The 4,041-nt window shown below is 73.3% G+C and carries 3 protein-coding genes and 1 pseudogene; all 4 read right to left on the bottom strand.

Going from position 1 to position 4,041, the window contains the following annotated elements:
• Positions 1-292, bottom strand: a pseudogene (locus tag ACWCSD_RS49160) (4-hydroxyphenyl-beta-ketoacyl-CoA hydrolase); the annotation flags it as partial.
• A 17-nt stretch (positions 293-309) separates the two neighbouring features.
• Positions 310-1,257 carry a 3-hydroxyacyl-CoA dehydrogenase NAD-binding domain-containing protein gene (locus tag ACWCSD_RS49155; protein WP_449926177.1) on the bottom strand — a complete coding sequence of 316 codons (948 nt, stop codon included), beginning with the start codon at positions 1,255-1,257 and terminating at the stop codon, positions 310-312.
• Positions 1,254-3,233, bottom strand: a complete 1,980-nt coding sequence (locus ACWCSD_RS49150; RefSeq protein WP_397157485.1) for an acetoacetate--CoA ligase — start codon at positions 3,231-3,233, stop codon at positions 1,254-1,256. Before ACWCSD_RS49150 ends, ACWCSD_RS49155 begins: the two co-directional genes overlap by 4 nt.
• The coding region (locus ACWCSD_RS49145; RefSeq protein WP_449926174.1) for a crotonase/enoyl-CoA hydratase family protein at positions 3,230-4,041 on the bottom strand (812 nt) is incomplete at its 5' end. The genes ACWCSD_RS49150 and ACWCSD_RS49145, both read right to left, overlap by 4 nt.

Genomic DNA, 4,041 nt, shown 5'->3' with positions numbered 1-4,041 from the left:
CGTCGGCGTGTTCGGCCGCCTGACGGGCGATCTCCTCGCTGGACAGGGCCGGGTGGCCGAGTTCGGTGGCGGCGTCGACGGTGAAGACCACCGCGGCCATGTTCCGCTGCCGGTAGTAGGCGGCGACGCGGTCGATGGTCGGGGTGCGGTCCTGACCGGCTTTGAAGTACTTCGCCGAGGCCGCCATCAGCTCGGCGTCGAGGGACAGGCGGCCGTGGTGGTCGGCCTCGATGTGGGCGTGGACGTCCAGGGCCACGATGGCGTCCGGGTCGATGCGCGGGGTGTAGGTCATCGTTCCTTCTCGGTGTGTCAGGGAAGGTCGTGGCGCCGGCGCTTGGCCTGCAGCAGGCCGACGAGCAGCGCGTCGCGGTCGGCCGCCATGGCTTCCTGGTCGATGCCGTCGAGCTCGGCGCGCACGCCGTCGACGAGCAGGCCGGCGAGTTCGGGGGTGAGCCGCGGCGCGCCGAGGTCGTCCATCCAGGTCTGGGCGGGCGGGCCGAGGTGGCGCAGGGTGTGCGCCATCCCGCCGGAGCCGCCCGAAAGGTGCTGGTTGACCAGCGGGCCAAGCAGGGCCCACCGCAGGCCGGGGCCGTGCGCGATGGCGGCGTCGATGTCGGCGACGCTCGCGACTCCCCGCTCCACCAGCGAGTACGCCTCCCGCCACAGGGCGGCCTGAAGCCGGTTGGCGAGGTGCCCGGGAACCTCACGGCGCACGAGCACCGGCCGCTTGCCGAGGGAGCGGTAGAAGTCCATCGTCCGCCGGGTGATGTCGGGGCCGGTGCGCTCGCCGGGCACGACTTCCACCAGCGGGATCAGGTGGGCGGGGTGGAAGGGATGTCCGACGAGCACCCTTTCGGGATGCGCGGGACACATCTCCTGAAGGTGGCTGGGCATCAGGCCCGACGAACTGCTGGCGATCGGCGCACTCGGCGGGGCCGCCTCGTCCAGCGTGGCCAGCAGTGCCCGCTTGAGGTCGGCGCGCTCCGGCCCGCTCTCCTGGACGAACCGCGCTCCGGCGACGGCGTCACCGCAGGTCGCGGTGAAGGTGAGCCGGTCGCGGGAGGCGCCGTCGGCCAGGCCGAGCCGGGTGAGCGCGGGCCAGGCCAGGTCGAGCGCGGCCCGCAACCGTTCCTCGGCGTCCGGAGCGGGGTCGAAGGCGGTGACGTCGAAGCCGCGGGCGAGGAACAGCGCCGCCCATCCGGCGCCGATGACGCCCGTGCCGATGACGGCGACCGGCTGGTCCGCCGGGCTCGTCACGCCCGCCTCGCACGGTCGCGGGCGATGGCGGTGAACGCGTCGAGCGCCGCCGGGTCCATGAGGGAGCCGGCCGAGGCGACCTCGTCAGGGGCGGCGCCCAGCAGGATCTTCTTGACGGGGACTTCCAGCTTCTTGCCGGTTCGCCCGTAGGGCATCGCGGGGACGGCCAGGAGGGCGTCGGGCACGTGCCGCGGGGACAGGGTGGCGCGGATGCGCGCGATCAGGCGGGCGCGTAACGGCTCGTCCAGGACGAACCCGTCGGCCAGGGTGACGAACAGGATCAGTTCCCCCATGTCGCCCTCCTTGCTCTCCAGGTGGACGACGAGGCTGTCGGTGACCTCTTCGACGTCCTGCAAGGCCCGGTAGAACTCGGCGGTGCCCAGCCGGACGCCGCCGCGGTTGAGCGTGGCATCCGATCGGCCGGTGATGACGCAGGAGCCGTGGGAGGAGAAACGGCACCAGTCGCCGAAGCGGAAGACGCCGGGATAACGGCTGAAGTAGGTCTCGCGCATCCGGCGGCCGTCGTCGTCGCCCCACAGGCGTACCGGCATCGAGGGCATCGGCGCGGCGATGACGAGCTCGCCGACGCCGCCGATCACCACGTTGCCGTGCTCGTCGAACGCCTTGGCGTCCACACCGAGGCTCGGCCCGGACATCTCCCCCTCCCACACGGGCTGCAACGGCGATCCCTGGACGAGGCCGGTGCACACGTCGGTGCCGCCGCTGCCGACGTTCAGCAGGACGGCGGGGCCGAGCTGTTCGGCCGCCCACCGGAAGCCCTCGGCGGGGAAGGGGCTGCCGGCCACGCCGATCTGCCGCAGCCGGGACAGGTCGAACTCCTCGCCGGGCCGCACCCCTTCCTTGCGGCAGGCCATCAGGTAGCCGGGGCTGGCGCCCATGAGGGTGGCGCCGGTCTCCTGCGCGAGCCGCCACTGCGCGCGCAGGTCGGGGTGGAGCGGGTTGCCGTCGATCATCACGATCGAGGAGCGCACGAGCAGCGCGGAGACCAGCGTGTTCCACATCATCCACGCCGTCGTGGTGAACCACAGCAGCCGGTCGCCGGGGCCCAGGTCCCAATGGAAGGCGTGGTTCTTCAGGTGCTCCAGCAGGATGCCGCCGTGGCCGTGCACGATGGCCTTCGGCTTGCCGGTGGTGCCGGAGGAGAACAGCACGTACAGGGGGTGGTCGAAGGGCACCGGCTCGAACCGCAGCGCCTGGTCCGTGGGCGCGGCGAGCTCCGTCCAGGCCAGGGCGCCGGGGAGGTCGAGCTCGCCGTACGGGACGTGCACGACGTGCTCCAGCGAGGGCATGCCGTCCCGGATCGCCTGGACCTGCTCGCGCCGGTCGATCCTCTTGTCCCCGTAGGTGTAGCCCGCCACCGCGAGCAGGACGGCCGGCTCGATCTGGCCGAACCGGTCCACCACGGCGGGGGCGGCGAACTCCGGGGCGCAGCTCGCCCAGATGCCGCCGAGGCTCGCCGTGGCCAGGAACGCGATCAGCGTCTCCGGGCAGTTGGGCAGGTAGGCGACCACCCGGGTGCCGCGCCGCACCCCGAGCCGCCGCAGGCCGGCCCGTACGCGCCGGACCTGCTCGGCGAGTTCGGCGAAGGTGAGCTCGACGCGCGGCCGGGTCTGGGAGTGGCCGACGACCGCGACCTGGCCGGCGTCCTCGGGCGTGCCGAGGCAGTGCTCGGCGTAGTTCAGGGTCGCTCCCGGGAACCAGCGGGCGCCGGGCATGGCCGGTTCGGCCAGGACGCTGTCGTAGGGCGTGTGGGCCTTGACCTCGAAGTAGGCCCACACGGCCGCCCAGAAGTCCTCGACGCCGGTGACCGACCAGTGCCGCAGCTCCTCCCACGTCTCCACGGTCACGCCGCGCTCGCGGGCGAGCCAGCCGATGAAGCCGGTGGCGTGCGCTCTGGCGATCTGCTCGGGGCCGGGGACGTACAGCGGCTCCGCCGGGGGGAGGGGGGCGCTCATCGGGCGGCTCCCGGACGGCCGACCTTGGCGGCCCGGCCGTCGAGGAAGTCCCGTATCCGGGCCTTGGCCTCCGGGCTGCTCTGCGCCACGGCCGACATGAGCGATTCCAGCAGCAGCCCGGTCTCGGCGTCGGCGTCCGCGATGCGCGGCAGGGCGTGCAGGACGGCGTAGTTGGCGATCGGCGGGTTCCCGATGACCTGCTCGGCCAGGGCAAGGGCCTTGGTGATCCCGTCGCCTTCGGCCACCCGGTAGTCGACCAGGCCGCGGGCCTCGCCTTCCGCGGCCGTCAGGACCCTTCCGGTGAGCATCATGTCGATCATCGGCTGGGCGCCGATCAGCCGGGAGACCCGGACCGAGGCGCCGCCGCCCACGAAGAGCCCCCGGCTGCCCTCGGGGAAGGCGAAGAACGCCGACTCCTCGGCGACGCGCAGGTGCGCGGCCGCCGCCAGTTCCAGGCCGCCGCCGATGACGGCGCCCTTCAGGACCGCGATCACCGGCAGGGCGCCGTGGTCGATCCGGCCCATCGCCTCGTGCCAGCCGCGCGAGTGGTGCAGGCCGCCGGCGGCGTCTCGTACGGTGAGCTCGCCGAGGTCGAGCCCGGCGGAGAAGTGCGCGCCCTCGGCGGCGATCACCGCGGCCCCGGCCCACGCGGGCGGGGCGGCGAAGAAGGCGCCGAGCCCGGCGATCGTGGCGTCGTCCAGCGCGTTGCGTTTGGCCGGCCGGTTCAACGACAGCACCGCGACGTCCCCACGGCGCTCCAGCGTCAGAGACGGGGGCAGGTCAGGGGAGGGAGGGATCACAAGCTCTC

The organism is Nonomuraea sp. NPDC001684 (genome assembly GCF_053596515.1).
This window is presented reverse-complemented; position numbering and strand designations above follow the sequence as displayed.